17 protein-coding genes and 4 pseudogenes are annotated in these 24529 nt (G+C 61.3%); 17 read left to right on the plus strand and 4 right to left on the minus strand.

Translation table 11 applies throughout. The annotated features are described in order from the left end of the window. The first annotated feature begins 433 nt into the window (after positions 1 to 433). From OMP40_RS10095 to OMP40_RS10125, 8 genes and pseudogenes are all read left to right on the plus strand, one after another. A pseudogene (locus OMP40_RS10095) lies at positions 434 to 1829 on the plus strand (cytochrome ubiquinol oxidase subunit I). 60 nt (positions 1830 to 1889) lie between these two features. Next, positions 1890 to 2900 (plus strand): cytochrome d ubiquinol oxidase subunit II, encoded by a 1011-nt coding sequence (gene cydB, locus OMP40_RS10100; protein ID WP_277531090.1) that lies wholly within the window; start codon positions 1890 to 1892, stop codon positions 2898 to 2900. A gap of 1 nt (position 2901) precedes the next feature. After that, positions 2902 to 3819 (plus strand): ABC transporter transmembrane domain-containing protein, encoded by a 918-nt coding sequence (locus OMP40_RS10105; RefSeq protein WP_277531092.1) that lies wholly within the window; start codon positions 2902 to 2904, stop codon positions 3817 to 3819. Next, entirely contained in the window at positions 3731 to 4681 is a 951-nt protein-coding gene (locus tag OMP40_RS10110; RefSeq protein WP_277531095.1) for an ABC transporter ATP-binding protein/permease, read from the plus strand. The genes OMP40_RS10105 and OMP40_RS10110 overlap by 89 nt, the downstream gene beginning before the upstream one ends. Further along, positions 4678 to 6678 (plus strand): thiol reductant ABC exporter subunit CydC, encoded by a 2001-nt coding sequence (gene cydC / locus OMP40_RS10115; protein ID WP_277531097.1) that lies wholly within the window; start codon positions 4678 to 4680, stop codon positions 6676 to 6678. The genes OMP40_RS10110 and cydC overlap by 4 nt, the downstream gene beginning before the upstream one ends. Before the next feature lie 237 nt (positions 6679 to 6915). Further along, the gene (locus tag OMP40_RS10120; protein ID WP_277531099.1) at positions 6916 to 7176 is read left to right on the plus strand and encodes a hypothetical protein; all 261 of its coding nucleotides are present in this window, start codon (positions 6916 to 6918) and stop codon (positions 7174 to 7176) included. A 305-nt stretch (positions 7177 to 7481) separates the two neighbouring features. After that, positions 7482 to 7646: pseudogene (locus OMP40_RS41425) on the plus strand (cysteine peptidase family C39 domain-containing protein); the annotation flags it as partial. A gap of 222 nt (positions 7647 to 7868) precedes the next feature. Continuing rightward, positions 7869 to 9266, plus strand: a pseudogene (locus OMP40_RS10125) (hypothetical protein). Between the two features lie 122 nt (positions 9267 to 9388). On the opposite strand, the gene OMP40_RS10130 reads toward OMP40_RS10125, so the two are convergent. Next, the gene (locus tag OMP40_RS10130; protein ID WP_277531101.1) at positions 9389 to 10258 is read right to left on the minus strand and encodes a helix-turn-helix domain-containing protein; all 870 of its coding nucleotides are present in this window, start codon (positions 10256 to 10258) and stop codon (positions 9389 to 9391) included. A gap of 287 nt (positions 10259 to 10545) precedes the next feature. Between OMP40_RS10130 and OMP40_RS10135 the strand changes: the two genes are divergently transcribed. The 9 genes and pseudogenes from OMP40_RS10135 (at position 10546) to OMP40_RS10175 (ending at position 20518) form a co-directional block, all read left to right on the plus strand. Further along, entirely contained in the window at positions 10546 to 12198 is a 1653-nt protein-coding gene (locus OMP40_RS10135) for an extracellular solute-binding protein (protein WP_277531102.1), read from the plus strand. 79 nt (positions 12199 to 12277) lie between these two features. Beyond that, on the plus strand, positions 12278 to 13279 hold the full coding sequence (locus OMP40_RS10140) for an ABC transporter permease (RefSeq protein ID WP_277531104.1): 1002 nt from the start codon (positions 12278 to 12280) through the stop codon (positions 13277 to 13279). Further along, a pseudogene (locus OMP40_RS41430) lies at positions 13242 to 14128 on the plus strand (carbohydrate ABC transporter permease). Before OMP40_RS10140 ends, OMP40_RS41430 begins: the two are co-directional and overlap by 38 nt. 332 nt (positions 14129 to 14460) lie before the next feature. Then, a complete protein-coding gene (locus OMP40_RS10150; protein WP_277531106.1) occupies positions 14461 to 15021 on the plus strand; it encodes a pullulanase X25 domain-containing protein in 561 nt (186 codons plus the stop codon). Next, on the plus strand, positions 14996 to 18250 hold the full coding sequence (locus OMP40_RS10155; protein WP_420871955.1) for an alpha-amylase family glycosyl hydrolase: 3255 nt from the start codon (positions 14996 to 14998) through the stop codon (positions 18248 to 18250). Before OMP40_RS10150 ends, OMP40_RS10155 begins: the two co-directional genes overlap by 26 nt. Then, entirely contained in the window at positions 18180 to 18785 is a 606-nt protein-coding gene (locus OMP40_RS10160; protein ID WP_277531108.1) for a hypothetical protein, read from the plus strand. The genes OMP40_RS10155 and OMP40_RS10160 overlap by 71 nt, the downstream gene beginning before the upstream one ends. Further along, a complete protein-coding gene (locus tag OMP40_RS10165; protein WP_277531109.1) occupies positions 18739 to 19227 on the plus strand; it encodes a hypothetical protein in 489 nt (162 codons plus the stop codon). The genes OMP40_RS10160 and OMP40_RS10165 overlap by 47 nt, the downstream gene beginning before the upstream one ends. Positions 19228 to 19405: 178 nt before the next feature. Further along, positions 19406 to 19603, plus strand: a complete 198-nt coding sequence (locus tag OMP40_RS10170; protein WP_277531110.1) for a hypothetical protein — start codon at positions 19406 to 19408, stop codon at positions 19601 to 19603. A gap of 165 nt (positions 19604 to 19768) precedes the next feature. After that, positions 19769 to 20518 (plus strand): S-layer homology domain-containing protein, encoded by a 750-nt coding sequence (locus OMP40_RS10175; RefSeq protein ID WP_277531112.1) that lies wholly within the window; start codon positions 19769 to 19771, stop codon positions 20516 to 20518. Positions 20519 to 20526: 8 nt separating this feature from the next. Here OMP40_RS10175 and OMP40_RS10180 read toward each other — a convergent pair whose 3' ends face one another. Genes OMP40_RS10180 through OMP40_RS10190 form a run of 3 tightly spaced genes read right to left on the minus strand, consistent with a single transcriptional unit; the run spans position 20527 to position 24517 of the window. Continuing rightward, a complete protein-coding gene (locus tag OMP40_RS10180) occupies positions 20527 to 20862 on the minus strand; it encodes a hypothetical protein (RefSeq protein WP_277531114.1) in 336 nt (111 codons plus the stop codon). A 41-nt stretch (positions 20863 to 20903) separates the two neighbouring features. Beyond that, on the minus strand, positions 20904 to 22562 hold the full coding sequence (locus tag OMP40_RS10185) for a response regulator transcription factor (RefSeq protein ID WP_277531116.1): 1659 nt from the start codon (positions 22560 to 22562) through the stop codon (positions 20904 to 20906). After that, a complete protein-coding gene (locus OMP40_RS10190; RefSeq protein ID WP_277531117.1) occupies positions 22559 to 24517 on the minus strand; it encodes a cache domain-containing sensor histidine kinase in 1959 nt (652 codons plus the stop codon). The genes OMP40_RS10185 and OMP40_RS10190 overlap by 4 nt, the downstream gene beginning before the upstream one ends. Between the last annotated feature and the right edge of the window lie 12 nt (positions 24518 to 24529).

Raw genomic sequence — 24529 nt, forward strand, 5'->3', positions numbered from 1 at the left:
CGCGGAAGGCGCAAATCCAGAGGGAAGGGCCGACGGGGCGCTTGGGCGGCTTGGCGCGTTCATGCGTGTTTAACGCGTTTTAACGGTATCCCCTTCGCACAGGAAACGCTCTTGGAATCCTCCGGGAATCGATTGGCCGATGGCCTGCTCAAGCTCCCACTCCTGCGGTCGTCACCGTCTCGGCGCCTGACTGAAGGGGATATTGGATCTTCGCCTGACTGAAGGGGATATTGGATCTTCGCCTGACTGAAGGGGATACCGTTAAAACGGCGCAAAATGCGATGTCATCCCTAAAAAAACCGCGCCGCATCGCGGCAATTTTGTGACTTTTTTGCGCCGTCTCGCAGGGATCCTGCCGCATTGTGACATCGGTCACATGCCGGCAGGCGCGCCGCCGCTATAATGGGCTTCGAGTAAGAGAGGAGGCCTATTTGTGAATGCATTGGATCTGGCGCGATGGCAGTTCGGCGTCACCACGATTTATCATTTTTTTGTTCGTGCCTTTATCGATCGGGCTTGCCTACCTGATCGCCTTCATGAACACGCTCTACGTCGTCAAGAACGACGAAAAGTACAAGAAGCTGACCCAGTTCTGGGGCAGGCTGTTCCTCCTGAACTTCGCGGTTGGCGTCGTGACGGGGATCATGCAGGAGTTTCAGTTCGGCATGAACTGGGCGGATTATTCCCGCTACGTCGGCGCCGTGTTCGGCGGGCCGCTGGCGGTGGAAGCGCTCGTCAGCTTTTTCCTCGAATCCACGTTCCTCGGCATCTGGATCTTCGGCTGGGATAAGCTGCCCAAGAAGGTTCATCTGGCGGCGATCTGGCTCGTCGCGATCGGCGCGACGCTATCGGCGCTGTGGATTTTGGCGGCCAACTCGTTCATGCAGGAGCCGGTCGGCTACGTCATCAACAACGGCCGGGCGGAAATGTCGAACTTCTTCGCGCTGCTGGGCAACAAGCAACTGTGGGTCGAGTTCCCCCACGTGATCTACGGGGCGTTGTGCACGGGCGGCATGTTCGTCGTCGGCATCAGCGCGTACAAGATGCTGCGCAAGCATCAGACGGAAGCGTTCAGGGCGTCGTTCTCGATCGGAATGGTCGTGACGCTCGTCGGCAGCATACTGACGGCGTTCGCGGGCCACGAGCAGGCGCAGCATCTGATGGAATCGCAGCCGATGAAGATGGCTGCGGCCGAGGCGCTCTGGGAGACGACGGGCGAACATGCGCCGTGGACGGTCGTGGCCGCGATCGATCCGGGCGCCAAGCAGAACGCGGCGAAGCTGGAGGTGCCGTATCTGCTGAGCGTGCTGTCCTACAACAAGCTGAGCGGGTCGGTGCCGGGTATGAACGAGCTGCAGGCGCAATACGAGCAGGAGTACGGTCCCGGCAATTATATCCCGCCCGTCCGCACCACGTTCTGGAGCTTCCGCGTCATGCTCGTGTCGGGCATGCTCATGATCCTCGTCGCGCTGCTCGGCGTATGGAAAATGTATCGCGGCAAAGTGCAGAACAGCCCGCGATTCCTCTGGTGGATGATGCCGGCGATGGCGCTGCCTTGGCTCGGCAATCTGTCGGGCTGGGTGATGACCGAGGTCGGGCGGCAGCCCTGGACCGTGTTCGGACTGGCCAAGACGGCGGACGGCGTGTCCCCGCTCGTGTCGAGCGGCATGGTGCTGACCTCGCTGATCGGCTTCACGGTCGTATACGGCCTATTGGCGGCGGCGCTCGTCTATTTGATTCTTCATTTCGTCCGCAAGGACGACATGGCCGCGGATGCGTCGCACAAGACGCACGCGAACCCGGGCAATCCGGCGCTGCCGATGCTCTAGGAGGCGTCCAGTCAGGACGAAGTTCATTATCGCATACGAAAGAGAGGCGACGATATCGCCATGCTGGAGACGTTATGGTTTATATTGGTGACCGTGCTGTTCATCGGCTTCTTCTTCCTTGAGGGCTTCGACTTCGGGGTAGGCATGCTGACGAAAATCATCGGCCGCAGCGACACGGACCGCCGGGTCATGATCAACACGATCGGACCGGTCTGGGACGGCAACGAAGTATGGCTCATCACGGCGGGCGGGGCGATCTTCGCCGCCTTCCCGAACTGGTACGCGACGCTGTTCAGTGGCTTCTACATGGCGCTGTTCCTCATGCTGATCGCGCTCATCGGGCGCGGCGTCGCGTTCGAATTCCGCAGCAAGCTGGAGAGCGCGCGGTGGCGGGCGACGTGGGACTGGATTATCTTCTTCGGCAGTCTGCTGCCGCCGCTGCTCTGGGGCGTGGCGCTCGCGAACCTGATGCGCGGCGTGCCGATCGACCAGACGACCAATTACGTGGGCTCGTTCTGGGATCTGCTGTCCCCTTATTCGGTGCTCGCGGGACTCAGCATCCTGCTGCTGTTCCTGTTGCACGGCTCGCTGTTCCTGTCGCTCAAGACGACGGGCGACCTGCGCGATCGCGCCCTCGGCTTCGCCAAGCGGATCGGTGCCTGGACGAGCGGCGCGCTGCTCGTGTTCGTCGTCCTGAGTTATTTTGAAACGGATATGTTCACGCGCCACGGCATCTTCCCCGGCATGGTGCCGGTATCGGCCGGGTTCGCGCTGCTGTCGGTGCCGTTTCTGATCAAGGCAGGGCGGGACGGCTGGGCGTTCATCATGACGGGGCTGACGATCGTGCTGTCGACGGTCACCGTGTTCATGTCGCTTTTCCCGCGCGTCATGATCTCGTCGCTGAATCCGGATTGGTCGCTGACCATCCACAACGCCTCGTCGAACGAATATACGCTCAAGGTGATGACGATCGTCGCTTGCAGCGTGCTGCCGTTCGTGCTGGCCTATCAGATCTGGACGTACTGGGTGTTCCGCAAGCGCGTGACCCCGGCCGACCACCTGGACTACTGACATGATGCGGGAGCTGTTCCGCCAGGTGTCCGGCGTGCGCAAGCTGTTCGCCTTCAGCATCGGTCTCGGTCTCTGCGCGGGCATGCTGCTGATCCTGGAGGCGGCGTGGATCGCGGATATCGCGGACCGCGCATTCCTCCGGGGTTCGCCGCTTGCGCCGCTGCTGCCGGCGTTCGCCGTGTTGCTGCTGTGGATCGCGCTCCGCGCCGTTCTTCAGGCGGCAGGCGAGCATGCGTCCGCGCAGATGGCGCTGCGAATTAAGGGCGAGCTGCGCGTCCGTCTGGTTGCCAAGCTGGCGGAGCTGGGCCCGCGGGGCATCGGCGGCGAGCGTTCGGGCGAGCTGCTCGGCACGGTTCACGAGGGCGTGGAGCAGCTTGAAGCGTACTTGTCGAAATATTTGCCGCAGGTCGCGCTGTCGATGCTCGTCCCCGCGGCCGTCTTCGCCGTCGCGCTGCGGCTCGACCTCATATCGGCGGTCGTGCTGGCGGTGACGATGCCCTTGCTCGTCCTGTTCATGATTCTGGTCGGCGTCGCCGCCAAGAGCAAGGCCGCCAAGCAGTTCAAGCAGCTCGGGCGTCTGGGCGGACACTTCCTGGACGTCGTCCGGGGGCTGCCTACGTTAAAGGCGTTCGGTCGCAGCCGCGCGCAGATCGAGATCATCGATCGTCTCAGCGACGATTACCGCCGCGAGACGATGGGCACGCTGCGGCTGGCCTTCCTGTCGGCGTTCGTGATGGAGCTGTTCGCGACGCTGAGCACCGCGGTCGTGGCCGTCTTCCTGGGACTGCGCCTGGCGGACGGGGGGGATCGGGTTCGAGCAGGCGTTTCTCGTGCTGCTGCTGACGCCGGAGTTCTATGCGCCGGTGCGCGCCGTCGGCACGCAGTTCCATGCCAGCGCGGCGGGCATGAGCGCGATTAAGCGCATCGTGGAGCTGCTCGGAATGGCGGGAGCGGGCTGGCCCGAGCGGGCGGACGGAAAGGAGCTGCCGCCGATGCGGAAGGCGGGACGCACGATCGAGCTCCGCGGCGTGAGCGTCCGGTATCCGGGCGCGGCGCGCGACGCGGTGAGCGGGCTGTCGCTGACGATCCGTCCCGGCCAGCGGGTCGCCGTCATCGGGCCGACCGGCGCGGGCAAGAGCACGCTGCTCGATCTGCTGCAGGGCTTCGTGCGGCCGACGGCCGGGGCCGTTTATATCGACGGCGTCGACATGGCGGAGCTGTCGATGGCGTCGTGGCGCGAAGAGCTGTCCGGCGTGCCGCAGCAGCCGAAGCTGTTCCCGGGAACCGTACGCGACAATGTCGCGTACGGTCGCCCCGGCGCGACAGAAGCCGAGGTGCTGCGGGCGCTGGAGCTGTCGGGCGCGGCGGATGTCTTGGCTGCGCTGCCGCAGGGGCTGGATACCGTTATAGGCGAATCGGCCCGGCTGTCCGGCGGGCAGCAGCAGCGGCTGGCGATCGCGCGGGCGCTGCTCAAGGACGCGCCGCTGCTCCTGTTCGACGAGCCTACGGCAGGACTCGATGCCATACGCGAGGCCGAGCTTCGCCGGACGCTGGATACGCTGCTGCGGGGACGCATGTCCGTCACGGTCGCGCATCGGCTGGAGACGGTGCAGGGAGCGGATCTCGTCGTCGTGCTGGCGGACGGAAAGCTCGCGGAAATCGGGACGCCAGCCCAACTGCTGGCCTCGGACGGTCTGTACGCGCGCCTGTCCGCGGCTTCCAGCAGCGAGGAGAAGCCTGCGCTAAGCGCCGTGCGGCAAGCCGCGGTTCGCCGCGAATGAAGCCGCGCCGTTGCAAGGCGACCTTCGTAAAGGCGAAGGTGCGCCTGCCTGGGCGGGAGCGCCCGGGGCGCCGACAGCGCCGGGTTTTGGGGCGGGCGAGCCTGCGAATCGCGCGGCGAACGGAGACACGGGGGGCGCATGGCGGTTCCTGGCGACGGCTGCTGGGCTTCCTGAGGCCGTACAAAGGCCGTCTCGCGCTCGCTGCGTTGCTCGGCTTCGCGACCGTCGCCGCGAACGTGGGACTCATGGGCACCTCTGGCTATCTCATCGCCAAGGCGGCTCTGCGCCCGGAAACGGTACTGCTGCTGTTTGTGCCGATCGTCGGCGTCCGTTTTTTTGGCATCTCGCGCGGGGTGCTGCGTTACTTGGAACGCCTGGCGTCTCACGATCTGACGTTTCGCATCCTGCAGCGCATCCGCGTATGGCTCTACGAACGGCTGGAACGCGGCGGCGTCACGCTGCTCGAGCGCCGCAGCGGCGGCGACGTGCTCGGCGTCATGATGAGCGACGTCGAGCAGCTCCAGAACCTGTATCTGCGCGTCATTGCGCCGCCGATCGCAGCCGCGCTCACCGCGCTGCTCGGCACAGCTTTGCTGGCGGCGTTCGATCCATACCTGGGCGCGATCCTGGGAGGCATGCTGCTCGTTGCGGGCGTCGGCCTGCCCTGGATCAACGTCCGCGCCGGCCGCCGCAAAGGGCGTGAATTGGCGGCGGGACGCGGCCGGCTCTATGCGGAAACCGCCGATTTGCTCGCGGGACTGACCGAAGCCGCGATATTCGGGCGCACGCGCGACCGAATCGATCGGATCGCGGCCGGGCAAGCGCGCCTCGATCGGCTGCAGAGCGGATTGAACCGGCTGGGCGCGTTCACGAACGGTGCCATGCTCGCATTGGCGCATGTGACCCTGTGGCTTGTGCTTCTCTGCGCCGCATGGCTGACCGCGAACGGGCGCCTCGAAGGGCTATACATCCCGGCCGTGGCGATGATCGCGCTGGCCTGCTTCGAGGCTGTGACGCCGCTGCCTGCGGCATTCCAGGAGTTGGGCCATACGATGGAATCCGCCGAGCGGCTGTTCGCCATGGCGGACGAGGCGGAGGCCGCAGGAGAGCGAGGGCTTTGTAAGGCGCGCGCGGCGACGGTAGACGCAGACCGAGAGACTGCGGCAGCATCGCGTGGTCCCGCCGCGTCGCAAAGGGCTGTGCCTGCCTTGCTGGAAGCGGCCGGGTCCGACTGGGCGCTGCAGGTGCGCGCCCTGTCATGCCGCTATGGCCCGGACGCGCCTTACGCGCTGCGGGATCTGTCCTTGACGCTGCGGCCCGGCAGACGAATTGCCGTCGTAGGCCCGAGCGGCGCGGGCAAGAGCACGCTGTTGCAGTGCCTGCTCGGTCTGCGCGAGATTGACGGCGGGAGTATCCGGCTGAACGGCTGCGACCTGAAGGAGACTCAGGAGGGGGATGCGTCGCTTCTCTTCGGGTACGTCTCGCAGCGTGTGCAGGTATTTAACGCGTCCGCGGCGGACAATATCCGGCTCGGCAGGCCAGACGCCTCCGATGAAGATATGCGCCGCGCCGCACATCAGGCGCTTATCGGCGACAAGCTATCTGCGCTGCCAGAAGGCTATGGCACGGTCATCGGCGAGTGGGGCGCCTCGCTGTCCGGAGGCGAGCGCCAGCGGCTCGCGCTGGCGCGGGCATTGCTGCTGGACGCGCCGGCCATCTTGTTCGACGAGCCCGAGACCGGCCTTGACGCGTTGACGGCGCGCGCATTCGAAGACAACATGGAGGCTGCGCTCAAGGACAAGGCTGTGCTGTGGGCCACGCACAGACTGTCCGGGCTCGCTCGGATGGATGAGATTCTGGTGCTGGACCAAGGGAGCGTGCGCGAGCGAGGAACCCATGCTGAACTGCTTCGCGAGCGCGGCCTGTATTGGCGCATGTGGCGGCTGGAGCGCGAGCAGGATTGGCAGGAAGAAGCGGCGCACATCGCAACTGCCTAGTGGCGAGGTTTGCCTCGAGATCTTCGTAACTCCAATAGCGAAAGAACCGCTCTGGCGTCAGGGCGGTTCTTTCGCGTAGATATAGCTGCCTGGGAAAAGCAAGCATAAGCGCAAGGTTTGTGATTCAATCGGAGAAAATGTAAGAAGAAGTTTCATAATAAAAAATATCCCATTTGGGATATATCAGACGGTGAATGTTATTGATATGATGAGAGCCATAACAAAGGTTTGCTTGAGGTGAACGCGATGAACTTAACTAACGAAATAAAAGAAGGCGTAGAATTTAAGCAATATAATCTAGTTTCATGTCGAAAGAAAATGTTTGCCCAAGAAATTGTTGATGAGATTGCTAAATTGGGAGATTTTCTTTCTGAAAGAGGAGTCTCCAGAGAGGGACCGTTGATTTCTGCAACACATGGTCACGCCATTTTACAAGTCATCGGAACTGCTGTATACGGAATTAGCGCTTCTGAGATGTCGGGAATTATTAAATATTAATTCAGAAGATGAACACTTGTTTAGTCGAGTGTTCATCTTATCACTTTTGAAGTAAGGACGTGGAACTTTGGAGAGAGTTACAAGAAACGTAAAAACGGCACTGTATGTTGTCTCGGCGCTTTTTTTTTGTCTCTTTTATCGTATTCCTGTTCACGATAGCTTTCAGTTACGCTCGATATGAAAATGTACCTCTATATTTATTGGGAATTGCCTTTCCCACCTTGGCAGGATCAATTATTTTCTTTATAGCAGCTAAAGTCAGAAAATAGTTCCCTGATTCTTATGTGTAAGCCGAGAGAAAGGTTATGGCTATCCTATATAGAAAGAAATATTGCGTCAAGCCAAACGACCAAAAAGACTGCGGCATCGCGTGCCTCGCTACAGTTGCCCTGCACTATCGCCGCAAAGTACAACTCTCCAAATTAAGAGAAATCGCAGGTACCGACCTGCAGGGTACCAATGCACTCGGTCTCGATGCGCTGCGAAGTCGTATCGCATACATTCCGCAGGATAACTTCTTCTTCAGCGGTACGATTCGGGACAATCTGTGTCTCGGGCTGCGCGACGCCCCGCCTTTTGAACGCATTGTCGAAGCGCGAAAGGAGGACACCGCCCGGCGCCCCGGGACGAACGCCCGCCCGCCTCCCTGCATAAGATGCAGCAGTCTTCGGGAGAGGCAGAGGGTGATGACGGTGGAGATAGCCCTGACATCCTTGCACTGGGTGTACCTGGCTTTTATTTTATTTATTATGGCGATGCTCGTCATGCGCCGCGATACGATGCTGGTGTGCGTGTGCGGCATTCTGGCGCTGGGCTTGATCGCGACGGACAGTCTCGGCAGCTCGGTATCCGGCATATTCAACAGCTTTATTTATGCCATAAAAGAGCTGATCGGCACGATCCTCATCATTTCGATCATCGTCTCGATGAGCCGGATTCTGATTCGGACCGGGATCAACGAAGTCATGGTCTCGCCGCTGACGCGGTTCATACGGACGCCCGCGATGGCCTATTGGGGCATCGGGATCATCATGATGATCACCTCGTGGTTTTTCTGGCCGTCCCCCGGCGTCGCGCTGATCGGGGCCGTGCTGCTGCCGGTCGCCACGCGGGTCGGACTGCCGGCGCTCGGGGCCGCGATGGCGATGAATTTGTTCGGACACGGCATCGCGCTGTCCGGCGACTATATCATACAAGGCGCGCCCAAGCTGACGGCCGACGCGGCAGGTCTTCCCGTGGCGCAGGTCATGGAGGCGAGCGTTCCGCTCGTTGCGGTAATGGGGATCGTCACGACGGCAACGGCTTTTTGGCTGATGCGCAGGGACTTGAAACGAGGCGCGTTCCGCGACGGCTTGGTCGCGGAGGCTTCGCCAAGAGACGCCGGCGGGAAGAACGACGCGATTCCGATGGCGCCCGCGCTTAAGCGGCTGCTCGCCGCGATCGTGCCGCTGCTATTCCTGGCCGATGTCGGGGCCATGATCGTCTTCGATCTGCAAGGGGGGCGATGCCACGGCGCTGATCGGGGGGCACGGCCGTGCTCATCCTCATCGCGGTGACGCTGCTGGCGCACGGCGACCGGGGGGCTTGAAGCGACGACGGATTATCTTATCGAGGGATTGCAGTTCGGCTTTCGCGTATTCGGCCCCGTCATCCCGATCGCGGCCTTCTTTTATCTCGGAGATTCGGCGTTCGGAGATCTCATCGGCAAGCTGCCGGCGGGCTCGCACGGCATCGTGAACGATCTTGGCGTCGCGCTTGCCCATACGGTGCCGTTGAACGGCGCGGTGAGCGCCGTGACGCTGACCGTCGTCGGCGCGATTACCGGCCTCGACGGTTCGGGCTTTTCCGGCATCTCGCTGGCGGGCTCCATCGCCAATATGTTCGGCGCTTCGGTCGGCGGTACCGATACGTTGACGGCGCTTGGGCAGATCGCGGCGATCTGGGTAGGCGGCGGGACGATCATTCCCTGGGCGCTCATCCCCGCGGCCGCCATCTGCGGCGTCAGCCCGTTCGAGCTGGCGCGGCGCAATCTGGTCCCGGTGCTGATCGGGCTCACCGTTACGACGCTGGTTGCCGTCTTTCTCGTCTGAAGAGCCGGCGAAAAAACGAGAAAAGGTCCCATACGCCGAAAAGCCGGCGCCTGGGACCTTTTTTGATCTTGGTACGAGAACCTGCGCGAGCCGAATACCGCAGAAAGCGGCTAAGCTGCGCGCTAGCGCCAGGAATCATAGCCTTGCGCGATCGGCAGCAGCGGGCCATGGGCGGCCCTTCGTTTCCTCCAGGTCGATGGACTCTCGCCGACCTTCATTTTAAACATCCTGCTGAAATAATGCAGATTGGAGAAGCCGGTCAACTCGGCGATCTGCTGCACGGGCAAATCGGTCGAGCCCAGATAGCTGATCGCCGCCTTGAGCCGCAGTTCCTGTAAGTATTGAATCGGCGTCGCGCCGAAAGTTTGCTTGAATAACCGGATGACGTAGGACGGCGTCAGATTGCACATCCGCGAGAGATCCTCGATGGTAATATTGTCGGTATAGAAACGCTCCATATAACGAAGCAGCGGGTATAAGTGGCGCTCGACGGGCGGCATGGACGGATTGGAATCCTGGGACGATGCCGTATGCGCGGAGACGGCCACCGCGCTTCGAACGAGCAGAAGCAGCTTGCGAATGTCGCATTCGAGCAGTTGATGAACGGTGTGCGAACCTAGCTCGCCGGCTTCGTAGGATGCGATAACCGAGGTGACGCCGGCTACCCCCGCAGCCAGCGTCCGCGACCAAGCGATGCGGTCCGCGCCGCTCTGCATCTGGTTCCACTGGAGGATCACCTCATAACCGGGAAGCAGGTCCTGCCGGATATCGGCTTCCATATACCATCCGCGGACCCCGGACGCGCAGGGCGTAAGCCAATGCGGCGTATGAGCGGGGATGACGAGCAGAACGGGGTAGGCGAGCTTGTACCGTCTGCCCATCCATTGGAGCTCGGAGTCGCCGGAATCGATGTACAGAATCTCATGATAAGGATGAACGCCGCCGGCGCCCGCGGGTTGCAGTTTCAGCGTTCCGTGTTCTCGAATGAGCACGAGCGTCCACCTCCGTTAGATAGCGATTTCAATAATGTGCAAACGGACCGGAAACGCCTTAAGCTTACCAAGCTTCGACCTGACTGACAACTTCGAATATTGTGCGATATCCGCTAAATACGAACAGGGGGGCCGATCGGCTAACATAAAGCCAGACGATGCGAGCGATACAAAGGTGCATGTAAGCGCATTCCAGCCCGGACGGGAGAACGACTCCGGAATCTTTGTCGCGCATCGCTGCATAACAGGTGTTATTTCAAGCGGCCAAAACAAGAAAGGGGATCAAAATGAGAAAAAAATGGGCTCTAAGCGGAATGGCGGTCATGATGGCTTTCGGCGTCGCGGCTTGTTCGAAATCATCGGAAAGTTCGGAAAACAAAGAGACGACACCGGCAGCATCGAGCGGTTCTGCGCAAACGGCCTCGTCCGAAAGCGCAGGCAACAGTCCGGTTACGTATACGTTCGGACGCAACATCGATCCGAACAGCGATCCGATCAAGCTGCTGGAATCGCAAACGGGCGAGACGCTCGCCGATAATCGCTGGACCCGTTTGTTTAAGGAAAAGCTGAACGTTTCCGTAGATTACAAGATGGTCACGGCCAGTCCGACCTACGATCAGCAGTTCAAGCTCGCGATGGCGTCCAACGATCTGCCCGACATGTTCAACGTCACGAGCGAATCCGATATGAAGCAGCTGATGGACGCGGGCGCGCTGGAGGATCTGACCGACGCCTACAAGCAATACGGCTCCGAGCTGCTGAAGAGCATCATCGAGGCGGAGACGGCGCGCGTATTCGAACCGGTCACCAAGGACGGCAAGATCTACGCGATTCCGCTCAAAATGCCGTCCACGAACGGCTACAACCATCTGTGGATACGCGAGGATTGGCTGACGAAGCTCGGTCTCGAGCGTCCGAAAACGATGGACGACGTCTATAAGATCGCGAAGGCGTTCAAGGAGGGGGACCCGGACGGCAACGGCAAGCCGGATACGTTCGGCCTGCAGATCGACAACGCGTTCCGCAATAACATGAAGGGCTTCTTCTGGGGATACGGCGCCGACCCTTCGCCCGACATGTGGGTGGAAAGGGACGGCAAGGCGGTACGGGGCTTCGTTCAGCCCGAGATGAAGGAACCGCTCGCCATGCTCCAGACGATGTACAAGGAAGGCATCATCGACAAGGAGTTCGGCACCAAGGACAACGCCAAGTCGATGGAATCGGTCGTCTCCGGCAAGACAGGCATGTTCTACGGGCCGCACTGGTCGGCGTTCACGATCGACAAGACGATCCAGAACGATCCGAACGCCAAGTGGATCGTCGTGCCGTTGCCTTCCAAGGACGGCAGTCCGACCAAGGTATCTCTGACGATCGGCAAGGACAGCTATGTCGCGGTCAAGAAGGGAACGAAGAACCCGGAAAATCTCGTCAAAATGTTCAATGTTTACGTGGAAGCGCTGTTCGGAAAAGATGCTGAATTCAGCAAGTACTACGGGGAGAACGGCGTAGAGAACATCTGGCAGATGTCTCCGATCTATACGCTGGACCCGATGATCGACCTGAAGGCGCATCAGGACATCAAGGCGGCGATCGAGAACGGAACGACGGACAGCCTGGGCGGCACGGCAGCCGGCTTCTACGCGAACATCAAGTCCGGCATGTGGACGTTCGAGATGATGTTCGGACCGAAGGACACGCCGTTCGCCTACGTGGATCAATCCTATCCGGATCAAGTCGTGTGGAACGCCTATCTGGGCGCGCCGACGCCGACGCAGATCACGCGGGGCAGCTCCATGGACGAGCTGATCGTCACGACGCTGACCGCGATCATCATGGGCAAGACGGACGCCGATCAAGGCTTCGACAAGATGGTTGCCGAATGGAACAAGCTGGGCGGAGACAAAGTTACGCAAGAGGTCAACGCGGAGCTCGGCAAGTAAGCGCGAGGCAGTCCTATACCCGCAAGCGCCGTCTTGACCTGCGGCGCTTGCTTCTATTCATCGAGAGGAGGCGTGAAGGATGAGCAAGCCAACACCGGCCTTGGGCAACGGGAGGAGACGGTCATTCAGGTTCGGCTACAAGACCAAACGCGAGATGCCGCTTCACTTTATGCTGCTCCCGGGTCTTGTCTTGATTTTAATCTTTTCGTACGTTCCGATGGTCGGCGTCACGATCGCCTTCCAGAACTTCATTCCGCTCAAGGGTTTGTTCGGCGGGCAGGAATGGGTCGGCCTGGACAACTTCGACTATGTCTTCTCCATGCCGACGATCTGGCAGGTCGTCTGGAATACGCTGCGGATCGCCGCGCTCAAGATCATAGCCGGCCTGGTCGTGCCGATCGCCTTCGCGCTGCTGCTCAACGAAGTTCGCAACGTGTTTTTCAAGCGCGCGACGCAGACGATCATTTATTTTCCTTATTTCCTGTCGTGGATCATTCTGGGCGGAATCCTGATCGATATTTTGTCGCCGTCCACGGGAATCGTCAACAAGTTCCTCGGCTGGCTGGGCGTCGGACCCATCTTTTTCCTTGGCGAGAACGCCTGGTTCCCTTACACGATGGTCGTCTCGGATATTTGGAAGACTTTCGGCTTCAACACGATCATTTACCTGGCCGCCATTACGAGCATCGATCCTTCGCTCTATGAGGCGGCGGCGGCCGACGGGGCGGGGCGCTGGAAGCAGACCTGGCACGTTACCCTTCCGGGCATGCATATGATCATCGTGCTGCTGATGGTGCTTAGTCTCGGTACCGTGCTCGACGCCGGCTTCGATCAGATTTTTAATTTGTACAGTCCTCAGGTATACGAGTCGGGCGACATCGTCGATACGATGGTGTACCGGATGGGACTTCAGCAGACGCAGTTCGGACCCTCGACCGCCGTCGGCTTGCTCAAGTCGCTCGTATCCTTCATCTTGATTTCGACATCCTATCTGGTTGCTTACCGGCTGTTCAAGTACCGCCTTTTCTCAGGAGGGAATCGCATTGCTGCTCAGACAAACCCGCGGTCAGAAAATATTTAGCGTGTTCAACTATGTGCTGCTCGGCCTGACGGCCGTACTGTGTCTGCTGCCGCTCGTTCACGTAATCGCCTTGTCGTTCAGCGACAACGCCGCCGTATCCGGCGGCCTGGTGACTTTGTGGCCGGTGCGCTTTACGTGGGAACCGTATGTCTACGTGCTGGAGCGAAGCGCGTTTTGGAAGGCGTTCGGCGTCACGCTCCAGCGAGCCGCGCTCGGCACGGCAGTCAATGTGCTGCTCGTCATTCTGCTCGCCTATCCGCTGTCGATGACGGGGGGATAAGCTGCGCGCCAGAACGCTGTACGTTTGGATCTTTTTCTTTACGATGCTGTTCAACGGCGGCCTGATTCCGACCTACATCCTGATCAAGGAGATCGGAATCATGGACACGCTCTGGGCGCTTATTCTGCCGGGCGCGGTTACCGTGTTCAACCTGATCCTCATGCTGAACTTCTTCAGGCAAGTGCCCGAGGAGCTCGAGGACGCGGCGATGATCGACGGCGCGGGCCACTGGCGCACGCTGTGGCAGATCTATGTGCCGATCTCCACGCCGGCGATCGCGACGATCACGCTTTTCTGCGTCGTGGGGCATTGGAATGCCTGGTTCGACGGCCTGATTTATATGCGGGACGCCGCGCATTACCCGCTGCAAAGCTACCTGCAGACGATCGTCGTCAAGTTCGACTTCCAGACGATGTCGGCTACGGACGCGCAGCGACTCGCGCAGTTGAACGACCGTTCCGTCAAGGCGGCGCAAATGGTCGTAGCCGCGGTTCCGATTTTGCTCGTCTATCCTTTTTTTGCAGAAGTATTTCGTCAGCGGGATCAAACTGGGCAGCGTCAAGGGATAAACCCGGCGTAGAGGCGAATGGTTCGGTACGACCCGAAACGAGAGGCTGTCTTTGAGGCAGCCTTTTTTTTATGGCCGGAAAGGGCCGCGATGGGATAGAATCGAAGGCTTTGTGCAACGACTTGCACAGTCGTCGTACTTTCATCAAACATTGGTTAACGCTTACATTGTTTATTGACAGTATTTTCGGCGAGGTGATATGCTATTTTATAGAAATTAATGCAAACGTTTGCGCAAAGGGACGGCATTACATCGCGCATCGAGGGATTCGCCGTTGTTTTGCGCCGGGTTTGCGAACCATTCAGAACTCGGCATAGGAGGATTGTTAAGATCATGTCAATCGCATGGACGCGTATTCGCAGGCAGATCGCATGGTGGACCGCGGGGCTGTTGGCCTTACAGCTTTTTGCAGGGCTAGGCGTCGTTAACGTTGCAAGCGCTGCCATCGCGGCGGACGCATTCGCGGACCAGCCCGGGGGAGAGAGCCAGTGGGTCGTGGCCGGGTCGTTTACCGACTGGAACCAAGCGCCGGCCACCTCAGCAGGGCGCATGAAGCATCTGGTCGGCGGGTTTTATGCCTACTCCGTCGTGCTGCCGTCGGGCACGCATGAATTCAAGCTGACCAAGAACGGGACATGGGAGGGCTTCAGCAACGGCGGCGACAATTTTTCGCTGACGCTTGCCGAGGAGACGAAGGTAAACTTCTACGTCAACGAAGAGATCGGCCAGGCGCGCATCACGGCGTCTGGCGTCACGGGGCTTGCCCAATACGCGCCTGCGCTGGGCGAGGACAAGTGGCCGCGTCTCGTCGGCAGCCTTCAGCGGGCGCTGGGGGGAGTCCGACGACTGGTCGCCGTCCACTTCGGCGCTGCGCTTCGTCGACTACAACTTTGACGGCAGCGTCTACAAGTACCAGGCGAATATTCCGCAGGGCCGTTACGAGGCCAAAGTCGCTTTCGGTCCAGGCTGGGACGAGAGCTACGGCGACGGCGGCGGCAATCTGGCGCTGGATATCCCGGATGAAGCCTATACGGTTTTCACCATCGACTACAACAGTCCGAACAGGCAGCTCGGCGCCAAAAGCGTGCTTCAAAACGGCGGCTTCGACGGAAAAATCGACAAATCGGGCATCCGGTTCGACAGCCGTTCGACGACATTCAAGAAACCGTTCGGCGCTCTCAAGGAGGGAACGGAGGCGCTGACGCTTCGCGTCGCGGCCTCCAAGGACGATGTCCAGCTCGCTCGGGCGGAGCTGACGAACGGCGAGGGAATGACGCGTACGTTCGATATGCGAAAAACGACTTCGGTCGCGGGAAGCGACTACTTTGAAACGACGATCCCGGCGGCGACCTTTACGCCGATCGGCGTATGGGGCTACAAGTTCATCCTGGTCGACGGGGCGACGAAGGTCGAGCTGGGCGACGACAAGAGCGGCAGCATCGCGCGCGGCGGTACCGGCGTCGTGTCGGACGAAGGCGCGGTCCCTTTCGACTTGACCGTGTACAGCGCGGACTTCCGCACGCCGGACTGGATGAAGGAAGCGGTCGTCTATCAGATCTTCCCTGACCGCTTCTTCGACGGCGACGAGACGAACAACCGTGCGAAGGTCGTGGACGGCTACCGGGGCAACCGCTCCGAATCCGACGCGACGAGCGAGATCGACGCATTCCCGCTGCAGTACTTTGACGGCGGCGTCGCGAACGATCCGGCGCCGGGTCAGGTTGCGGGCCAGTGGAGCGACGTGCCGGAAAATCCGGATCGGGTCAAGCCGGAGAACCTGCCCTATTATCCGGACGCGAAGACGGACGGCGTATGGACCAACGAATTTTACGGCGGGGATCTGCAGGGCGTTCAGCAGAAGCTCGGCTACCTCAAGTCGATCGGCGTCAATACGATCTACTTCAACCCGATCGCCTGGGCGGCGTCCAACCACAAGTACGATGCGACGGACTACAAGCATCTCGATCCGATGTTCGGCGAGCCGGTGTACAACACCCCGGGCGATCCGGCGTCGGGCCTGAACTACGAGGCGACGCGCGTCGCTTCGGACAAGATTTTCATCGATTTCGCCAAGGCCGCGAAGGCGGAAGGCATCCGCATTATCGGCGACGGCGTGTTTAACCACGTCGGCGACGACTCGGTTTATTTCGACCGCTACGAGAAGTACCCCGAGATCGGCGCTTACGAATACTGGGCGAAGGTGTACGACCTTCAGAACGCTGCGCCAGGCATGACGCTCGAACAGGCGAAGAGCGAAGCGCAAGCCTTTTACACCGGCAAGATCAATCCGAAGACAGGCGTCAACTACAAATATCCGGAGGACTTTTCCTATACGACGTGGTTCACGATCGAGAACAAGAAGGTGCCTGACCGCGACGGCACCAACACGCACTACAAGTACGACGCGTGGTGGAGCTATGACTCGCTGCCCGTGATCGATGCGATGACGCCGCAGGAGGGAGACGCGCAGGCGATCGGCGGTCCGCAGGAGGCCCACGAATGGAACAATGCGGCCTACCGCGAAGAGGTCATCGGCCATGATCTGTCGGGCAAGACCGAACCGGAAGCGGCCGAGGCGATGCAAAAGGTCGTCTCCCAGCGCTGGGTGTGGATGGGCACGAGCGGCTGGCGGCTCGACGTCGCGCCCGACGTATCTACGGGCACTTGGAAAAAGTTCAGGGAAGCCGTCAAATCTACGGCCGGCCTGAAGGACGCTAGCGGAAATACGATCGACGAGCCGATCATTCTCGGCGAAGAATGGGGCGTCGCGACGCATTATCTGCTGGGCGACCAGTTCGATTCCGTCATGAACTACCGTTTCCGGGGCGCGCTGCAGTCGTTCATGATCGGCGGCGACGCGAAGGCGTTCAACGAGACGCTCGAATCGATCCGCGAGGACTATCCGAAGGAGGCCTGGCAGGTCATGCTGAATCTGATGGACTCCCACGATACGACGCGTTCGATCACGAAGCTGGACTTCCCGTCCTATGAGGAGGAGCATCTGATCGTGGCGCCGGAGGCATCCGACAAGGCGCTGAAGCGCCAGGCGCTCGTCGCGCTGTTCCAACTGGGCTACCCCGGCGCGCCGACGATCTACTACGGAGACGAGGTCGGACTGACCGGCACGAAGGATCCGGACTCCAGACGGACGTTCCCTTGGGAGCGCGTAACGGGCAGCGGATCCGGCTATGAGGGCGTCGGCCGCTATGCGGAGCTGTTCAAGACGTATCAGGACGCGGCTGCGGTTCGCCATGCCAACGATGTGTTCAGCACCGGCGAGCTGAAGGCGGCCTACGCCGAAGGCGACGTGATCGCGTTCGCCCGCAAGACCGCGACCAAAGGCGGCCTCGTCGCGATCAACCGTTCCGAGACGGCCAAGGAGATCGAAGCGGACGTGACCGGCTTCCTGCCCGATGGACTGGAGCTGCGGGATGAGCTGGGCGGCACCATTGAGACGCAAGTGGAAAACGGCAAGATCAAGCTGACGCTGCCCGCGCTGTCAGGCGTCATGATGGTATCGACAGGCGAGCTCGGGACGGTCGCCGAGGTTCAGGGCTTAACCGCGACGGCCGGCAACGGCAAGGTCGATCTCGCCTGGCAGGCGGTTGACGGCGCCGAAGGCTACCGCGTCTACCGCGCGCTGATCGAGGGCGGCGCGTTGACGATGGTCGGCGACGTGGAAGCGGGTACGCTCGCATACACGGATCAGGCCGATATCGTTAACGCAACCAAGTATTATTATGCGGTTACCGCCTACAGCGGCCAGTCGGAAAGTCTGATCGGCGCCATGGTATCCGCGACGCCGTATTATCCGATTCAATCGGTGTCGGCGCCATCCTCCGTGACGGGCATCGTCTATGCGGGCGTCGGCAGCAAGATCGAGGGCGTCACGGTGGCCGTCGCGGTGCCGGGCCTTACGGACAATCCGGCCCATGCGGGCAAAGCGGCGCCGAATCTCCCCGGCAAGCTGTACTTTTATCCGGAGGATGGAGATTCCGCCGACGCCGTGGGCGTGACGCTGCGCTACAAGGAAGACGCGGGGGGCCGCGAAGGTGTATCGCGCTTCCTTCGAGCCGACTGCGCCGGGCGTGTATCGCTACTATGCCGTTTTCTCCTCGGATAACGAAGAGACCTGGGTGTCCTCCGAAGAAAATTCGGTGACCGTATACCAGTCGAACGCCGATACCGAGCCGCCGGCCGCGCCTGCGCTGGGCGGACTGCTCGAGGAGTCCGGCCGCGCGAGCCTGTCCTGGACGGCCGACGACGAATCGATCGCCGGCTTTGATATTTACCGCCAATCCGTGACGGATGCGGTGTACCGCAAGATCGCGACCGTCGCCAAGGAGGCGCGCGCCTACACGGACTTCACGGTGAACAACGACACGACGTACACGTATAAGGTGGCCGCCTTCGACCAGGCTTACAACCGCGCTTTCTCGGAACCGCAAACGGTGACGCCGAGGCTGGTCATGATCGACGTGACGCTTCGTCTCCACCTGCCGGACTATACGCCGACGACGGACGACATCACGATCGCGGGGGGACTTCAATGGCTGGAACGTGTCGTCGACCAAGCTGACGGTGCCGAGCGGCGCGACCACACGCGAGGTCGTGGAATACTCGTTCAAGATGATGGCGGGCAAGTCGATTCAGTATAAATACGCCCGCGGCGACTGGAGCAAGGAGGCGTTCACGAGCCACAACCGGGTGCAAAACGATACGACCGATCCGGGCAACTGGGCGTACAGCTCGACGGACACGAACATGCAGCTTCGGATCGCGAACCAGGGCGGCAACAAAATGGCGATCGACGATTATGTGCTCCGCTGGGTCGACATGCCGATGGCGATCTATCAGCCGCGCAAATCGTACGGCGACGACATTGCCTATTCGACGGAGGAGAAGAGCTTCTCGCTCCGCGCCGCGGTGCCGTACGGCGTAGCGTTCACTATTAACGAGCATCCCATCCCCGCGGACGCGATGGACGACCGCGGCAACGTGCTGGTGAACGATATCCCGCTCGCGCAGGGCAAGAACGTCTTTACGCTGCATATCGAGCCGACGGCCGAGACGCTGAATCTGCCTTTTTTACACGGATAAAGGCAGGGCGTCGCAGGCGACGAAGACGATCAAGCTGGAAATCACGCGGACGAGCGGCGATATCGAATCGCCGACGCCTACATCAACGCCGACACCAACACCGACACCAACGCCAACGCCGCCTCCTGCCGGCAATGGACCGACTCCGACACCATCTCCGACCAGCGGGCCGGCGGAGGTGCGTATCGCGGCCGACAAGCTTACGCCCGGCGCGGACGGTACGGTGAAGATCGAGATTCCGACAGGCGCGACGCGCATCGTGCTCCCGGCGAACGCAGGGGGAGCTGCTGAAGTCGGGCGAGCTGACGCTCGTCAAGGGCGACCTGACCGTATCGCTGCCGGCCGGGTTGCTGTCGGGGGCCGCCGGGGTCGTTGAAAAGACGACGCAGTTGACGCTCGATATCGCACCGCTGACCGCTTCGCAAGCCGAGGCGCTGGTCGCCAAGGCAGATCGGGAAGGGCGCGACGTGCGGCTGGCCGGGGGAGGTTTACGACTTTGCCCTTACCGCCGTTGGCGAGAACGGAGCGAGCCAGGACATTCATGAGCTTGCGCAGCCGGCGAAGATTTCGATCCGGCTGGCGGCGAATGCCGACCGCGATATCGCGGGGGATCTATTACGTAGACGACAATGGTCGAATGGAATACGTACGAAGCGCAAGGTCGGACGACGGGGTGCTGACCGTATCCGTCGCGCACTTCAGCAAGTATGCGGCGCTTCAGGTCGATGCGGCATTTACGGACGTTCCGTCCGCGCACTGGGCATGGAAGGCTGTACGGTCGCTGGCCGCGAAGCAGGTCGTGAACGGTACGGCGCCTGCGCGCTTCGATCCGTCGCGGCAGGTGACGCGCGCCGAATTCGCGGCGATGCTTAGCCGTTCCCTCGGACTCGCCGCGCCGCAGAAGGAGGCGTCGCCGTTCGGCGATGTCGCTCCCGGCGTCTGGTACGGCGATGCTGTCGCGGCGGCCGCCGAGGCAGGCATCGTGAACGGGCGGAGCGCGAGCGCGTTCGCGCCGAATGAAGGCATCACGCGCGAGGAGATGGCCGTGATGCTCATGCGGGCTTACGACTATGCGAACGCGGATGCGGCAAGCGCGGCAGGCGATGCCGAGACGGGCGCGGCAGCGCCGTTCGCGGACGCAGCCGCGTTCAGCGGCTGGGCCGCCGGCGCGATCGATCGCGCAGCGGGACTTGGCCTGCTGTCGGGCCGCGACGGCCGCGTGTTCGACGCGAAGTCGGGTCTGACGCGCGCCGAGAGCGCGCAGGCGCTCTACAAGCTGCTCGACCTTTAAAGAATGGTTTAATCGCCCAATCGACGAAGCCCTTTGCTGTCGGGAACGCTCCGGCTTGCAAAGGGTTTTTCGATTGAAAGGGGCGTTTTTTCCGTTTGAACGGTATCCCCTTGCGTCAGGAAGGGCGAAGAATCGTGCGTGGCGAGCTCATTGTTGTCTCGGGCAGCCGGATCTCGAACATAGCCATCGCATTCCTGAGCGAAGGGGATATCGTTCAAATGTGCCAAAATGACGTGGAGGTGTACGCGTAGATCGACAGTCGGCGGGATGGGAACTGCGGGGGGATCGGCTTTGAAGGGAGGAGCGATGCGATGACGCGAGCGCATGCCGGCGTCGGGGAGCAAGTCCTCGCTTGCTCTCCCGTACAATTGCGAAGGGATGGCGGTCAGGCGTTATTTTTGCGGAACTGATTGGGCGACAGGCCCGTCAGCTTTTTGAACACTTTGCTGAAATATTTCTCGTCCGCGTAGCCGACCATCTCGGCGACCTGGGCGATCTTGAAGAGCGGGTTCCCGAGGAGCAGCTTGGCTTTGTCGATTCGGATGCGGCAGAGGAAATCGATGAGATTCTCGCCGGTCTCTTGCTTGAATCTGCGGGAGATGTACTCCCGGCTCAAGTAAAATTGGCTGGCGATATCCTGCAAGGTGAGCTCTTTGTTGTAGTGCTGTTCGATAAAGCGAATGACGGCCGGAATCGCGCTCTGCGACTGCTGGCTTGCGGCGGCGCGACGGCGCGACCAGGCGGCCAGGAAGTCGCGGAACGCGGTCTCCAGGCGGTCCAGGTCGAGTCGTCCGCGTTCGTCCAGCGGAAGAATGTCGCTCGGATTCGGAGGTTCGTCCGACCCGTCGCCAGGCGAATGCCCGCTGCGCTGCTGGCCGTCGGCGCTCGCGGTCTCCGCCGCTCGCCACCGCTGCAGCATCTCGGCGAAGGCCGTCCGCCAGCGCTCGAACTGCTCGCTGCTGATGCGCGGCATTCGGCGCAGATCGGCGAAGAGGCGGCTGGCGGCGTCCCGGATCTGCTTGTCCGAGCCGCTCAGGACGGCGAGGCGCAGGCTCTCCTCGTATTCTTCGAGCCGCGGGGCCGCCGATGCGCGGACCGCCGCCGCATCGCTGCGGTAATAGTAGGCGCGCTCCGCCAGCAAATCGCGATCCCGCAGCGCGGCCTTGGCGGCCTGATAGGAATTCGCCGCGCCTTTGGGAAAGGGCTGGGCAATGCCGATGCCGAAGTCGAAGCGGCATTTGAGCGTCAGCAGACAGCAGTCGTTGATCTCCGACAGCAGCGCCTGCACGGCCGCATCGGATCCGCCTGCCCAGTTCGCGTCGATCCAAAAGTAGATCAGAATCTCGTCCTCCGAACGGAGATTGCGGCATGCGATCCCCCGGCTGCCTTGACGAAGCACTTCGTCGGCGATATTGGTGAGCGTGAAGTACAGCAAATCCCGGTTGTGGGCATAGCGCTCCGCGACTTCGGACGAAGCGGAGCCCAGGTCGAGCACGGCGACGAGGCAGGCGGAAGATTGCCGGAAGACCGGCTCGCCCTGAAGGGCAAGCTGCGCATGGCCGTAAGAATCGCCGCCGCCGAGCAGGTCGGAGAAGATGCGGTCGCGCATGACCGGCCGAAGCTGGTTGATCTCCATGCTGCGCGCGAGCGCCTGCCGGCGGGATTGATCCTGTTCGCTCCATCGGGCGACCGCGCGCCGGAGCGCGCCGGCGAGCTGCTCGGGATCGATGGGCTTCAGCAGATAGTCCTGTCCGCCGTGTTGCATCGTGCCGCGCACAAGATGGAAGTCGTCGTGACCGCTGATGACGATCTTCTGGATATCGGGCCGATGCGTCTGAAGCCAGGCAAGCAGGTCCAGCCCTCCCTGCACGGGCATCATCATATCGGTGATGACGATGGCCGGCCGCACGCTGTCGATCAGCGCAGCCGCCTCTTGTCCGTTGGCCGCTTCATGGATCTCGCTGATGCCGAGCGATTCCCAATCGATGAGCAGGCGGACGGCTTCCCGCACGTGACGCTCGTCGTCCACGATGACGATTTTCATGGCTGTTCCCCCTTGTTCGATTCGACTGTGCGATCCGCGATATCCTGCCCGCTGTCCTCGGCGAGCGGCGCGCCGCGCAGCGGCATATGCAGCGCGACCTTGAAGCCGCCTCTGGCGGAGGCGTCCACGGTCAATCCCGCTTCTTCTCCGAAGTACAAACGGAGGCGCATGCCGACGTTGGCCAGGCCGATCTGTCCGCCCGCGCCTTCCTCGACGTTCGCCTGCGCCAGGCGGGCGCGAAGGCCGGCGAGCGCGTCCGGCCCCATGCCTTTCCCGTTATCCTCGACTTCGACGCGCAGCAGCGCATGATCGGTCTCCAGCTTGGCCCGCACCCGCAGCGCGTCGCTCGCAGGCCGGTCGATTTGTCCCGAACGGCTCGCAATTTCGCCGCCGGCGCCCGCGGCCCGGGGTTCGTAGCCGTGCTTGAAGTAATTCTCGATGAGCGGCTGGAGCAGCATCTTGGGCACCGGAATGTCCATCGCATCGGCATCGATATCGTATTGGACGTCCAGATCCTCGCCGAACCGCTGCTTCTGAAGCTCCAGGTAAGCCTTGGCATGCGCGAGCTCCACGGACAACGGCACGACGCTCTCTTCGGTGTTCATGCTATAGCGCATCATTCGGGCCATCGCCGCCACGAGTCCGTAGACTCTGGGCGCGTTCGACTGCAAGGCGAGCGTCCCGATGGACTGCAGCGCATTATTCAAAAAGTGGGGATTGATCTGGGCCTGCATCGCCTTCAGCTGGTTCGTCTTGTTCGCGAGCGCCAGCTTGTATTCCCGGTTGATCAGCTCCTCGATCGTCGATACCATCGTGCCGAAGCGTCGCGCCAGAACGCCGAACTCGTCGCTGCTGTTCGCGAGCCGGGCGTCGGCGCCCGCGCTCCATTTCCCTGCTTGGACCAGGTTCATCCGCGCGATGAGCTTCTTGATCGGACGGGTAAACTGAACGGAAACGACCAGCGTCGCAATGACGGCAACGACGAGCGACAGCGCGATGATGAGCGAGTTGATCACGCGAATGCCCTGCGCGTTCTGATACAAGTAAGCGTAGGGGAGCTGCTTCGCGACGATCCAGTCCATGAACTGCGTCTGCAGCGTATCGTAGACGACATAGCCGGAGAACGCCGAATCCGACCATTGGAAATCGCCGCTGCCGCCGCCTTCCGTCAGCAGCTTGCGCGTCCAGCCGTCTTGAAGCGTTCTGGCCGACTCCGGCCCGGTTCCGCATACGACATTTCCTCCGCGGTCGAGCACGTACAGCCGTTCCTCCTTCGACAACGCGAGCCGCCCGCACATGTCGTTCAGCTCGGTCAGCAGCACATCGATCGACAAATAGCCGATGACCTGGTCGCTCGGCGTGCGAATGATCGGGCGCCTGAGGGTGATCACGTCCCGGGGGGAGACGGATTGCCGCGAATCGAGCGCGTAGCTCGCGCTTTTGTGAGCCGGCTCCATGAAAGGCGCGGGGTCGTCCGCCCGTCCCGCAGGCCAGCCGCCGTCCGTTTCCCTTCCGCTGCGGAACAACCCGCGCGACAACCCGCGCGCGAGCAGGTACGACCAGCTGTCCTCGCCGCGGCCGATCTGCAGATGGATCTGGTGGATTTCTTTGTTCGACTGGTACATGTTCAGCAAATGCTGGTAGATCGTCGTGCGATACGTCAGGTCTGCGGTCTCCGCATCCGCGCCGGGCGCCGTGAAGCGCTCGATGATGGCGTACAGGGAGGTCGGCGAATTGATCGAGTTGTAAACGCTTAACGAATCCCGGTTGAGCGTGTTCATATAGTTCAGGATGTTGTTTTTTCCGACCTCGAGGAGGCTGCGGTTTTCCGCGATCGCCTTGTTCGTCACCTGGTTTTTAATATAAAAATCCGAGATGACCATGGACAGCGTCATCGGGACGATGGTGGCCGCGAGGAGCAGCGCCATCAGCTTCGTGCGAATGCTTTTTTTCAACGCCGATTCCCC

The organism is Cohnella rhizosphaerae, from assembly GCF_029525575.1.
GTDB lineage: Bacteria > Bacillota > Bacilli > Paenibacillales > Paenibacillaceae > Cohnella > Cohnella rhizosphaerae.

Excerpts from the sequence above, each read along its gene's own strand:
- OMP40_RS10175 (WP_277531112.1), top strand. The coding sequence starts at position 19,769 with ATGAGCTTGCGCAGCCGGCGAAGATTTCGATCCGGCTGGCGGCGAATG.
- OMP40_RS10150 (WP_277531106.1), top strand. The coding sequence starts at position 14,461 with ATGTCAATCGCATGGACGCGTATTCGCAGGCAGATCGCATGGTGGACC.
- cydB (WP_277531090.1), top strand. The coding sequence starts at position 1,890 with ATGCTGGAGACGTTATGGTTTATATTGGTGACCGTGCTGTTCATCGGC.
- OMP40_RS10135 (WP_277531102.1), top strand. The coding sequence starts at position 10,546 with ATGAGAAAAAAATGGGCTCTAAGCGGAATGGCGGTCATGATGGCTTTC.
- OMP40_RS10105 (WP_277531092.1), top strand. The coding sequence starts at position 2,902 with ATGATGCGGGAGCTGTTCCGCCAGGTGTCCGGCGTGCGCAAGCTGTTC.
- cydC (WP_277531097.1), top strand. The coding sequence starts at position 4,678 with ATGAAGCCGCGCCGTTGCAAGGCGACCTTCGTAAAGGCGAAGGTGCGC.
- OMP40_RS10140 (WP_277531104.1), top strand. The coding sequence starts at position 12,278 with ATGAGCAAGCCAACACCGGCCTTGGGCAACGGGAGGAGACGGTCATTC.
- OMP40_RS10185 (WP_277531116.1), bottom strand. The coding sequence starts at position 22,562 with ATGAAAATCGTCATCGTGGACGACGAGCGTCACGTGCGGGAAGCCGTC.